At 64.7% G+C, this 1,645-nt stretch carries 2 protein-coding genes; one reads left to right on the top strand and one right to left on the bottom strand.

The features are described from left to right. Positions 1-757, top strand: a 757-nt coding sequence (locus FXO23_RS51380) for a SulP family inorganic anion transporter (RefSeq protein ID WP_218952428.1), incomplete at its 5' end; no start/stop codon positions are given. 402 nt (positions 758-1,159) lie between these two features. Here FXO23_RS51380 and FXO23_RS49195 read toward each other — a convergent pair. Then, the gene (locus tag FXO23_RS49195) at positions 1,160-1,360 is read right to left on the bottom strand and encodes a cold-shock protein (RefSeq protein ID WP_158895899.1); all 201 of its coding nucleotides are present in this window, start codon (positions 1,358-1,360) and stop codon (positions 1,160-1,162) included. Positions 1,361-1,645 lie beyond the last annotated feature (285 nt).

Raw genomic sequence — 1,645 nt, 5'->3', positions numbered from 1 at the left:
GACCTCGGTCGTGATGGACAACATCACCGGCGGTCGGCATCGCAGCAACAAGGAACTGATCGGCCAGGGACTCGGCAACATCGCGAGTGGACTGTTCGGTGGCATGGCCAGCGCCGGCGCGACCGTGAGATCCGTGGTCAACATCAGAAGCGGCGGCCGCACCGCGCTCTCGGCCGCCACGCACAGCGTCATCCTCCTCGCCCTGGTGGCCGGCCTCGGAGCCGTCGTGCAGTACATCCCCCTCGCCGTGCTGTCAGGGATCCTGATCCTGACCGCCATCGGCATGTTCGACTGGGAAAGCCTCCGCAAAACGCATGTCGCTCCCCGCGGCGACGTCATCGTGATGTTCACGACGATGATCATCACCGTCCTGGTCGACCTGACCGCGGCGGTCGCCGTCGGCGTCGTCCTGGCGCTCATCGTCCACGCCGTGCAGGCGCGCCAGCGCAAAGCCGCGATCGTCCACGACGACGACACCGGCACCTACCGCATCGAGGGCCCGCTATCGTTCCTGTCCGCCGACCACGTCTTCACCACACTGCGCAATGACCAGCCCAAGCTGTCGCTGAACCTGGAGAAGGTGACCTACATGGACATGTCCGGGGCGAAGGGCCTGCTGACCTTCATCGACCACTCGCACACCTCCGGCGTCGACCTCGGCATCACAGACCTACCACCGCACATCGAGAACAAACTGACCGCGCTCGCCAACGACGAACAACGCGACAAGCTCGACTCGATCGTCGAAACGGCCTAAACCGCCGCCCCGCGCCAGAAGAACCCGGACGAGCAGAAACACCGTTAGGCACCAGTCGAGGAACCTACTGACCGACAACTGTGCCGGCATTGCTGCTGTTGACCTAGCGCTACTGCCTCGCGGCGCAGCACAGGCGAGCCCCCGCTCGGCGCGGCGAACAACGCGCCGTCGGGGCGGCTCTGCGGCGGCTGCCAGGCGTGGAGCCAGACCACCTTGTGCATGGTTGGGCAGTGACCGGAGTACGTGGTGGTGGTCACGGGTGGCTGCTTCCCTAGCCGGTGATCATGAATGCTGGTGCTGACCATGGCTTGGAGTTGTGGTGATGTGCCGAGGGGCCGGCACCTGTTGGTGCCGGCCCCTCGGTTATCTACTTGTGCTCGGCAGAGGTCATCCGCCGGTGGGTCAGACCGTGTGGACGTGGGTGGCCTGCGGGCCCTTGGCGCCTTGGGTCACCTCGAACTCCACGTGCTGGTTCTCCTCGAGGCTGCGGAAGCCGTAGCCGTCGATCTCGGAGTAGTGCACGAAGACGTCCGGTCCGTCGGTGCGGGAGATGAAGCCGAAGCCCTTCTCCGCGTTGAACCACTTGACAGTTCCCTGAGTCAAATTTCGCTCCTTACAGGGCTGGATACGAGGCCCGCGCCCTGCGGCGCCCCGGGCCGGTTCCTCGACGCGGCTGCTCCAGATCCCTGAAGGCAAGCGGCGCGCTCGCAACATCGTTCTTCGCGAGCGTGCGGAAAACACGAACACATCAAAACTACGACCACTAGCTACAACCACTCCGCCGCCTGGTTCATTCCCGACCACGCGACCTGCGGTTTGTTGGTCGCCCCGTCGGGTAGCCGAAGGTGAGACCTTTTCCGGAGGTGACCGATGACAAGCCACACCCTG

The organism is Amycolatopsis anabasis (assembly GCF_009765355.1).
Lineage (GTDB): Bacteria > Actinomycetota > Actinomycetes > Mycobacteriales > Pseudonocardiaceae > Amycolatopsis > Amycolatopsis anabasis.
The sequence above is the reverse complement of the archived record's forward strand: the minus strand, read 5'-3'. Positions and strand labels throughout refer to the sequence as shown.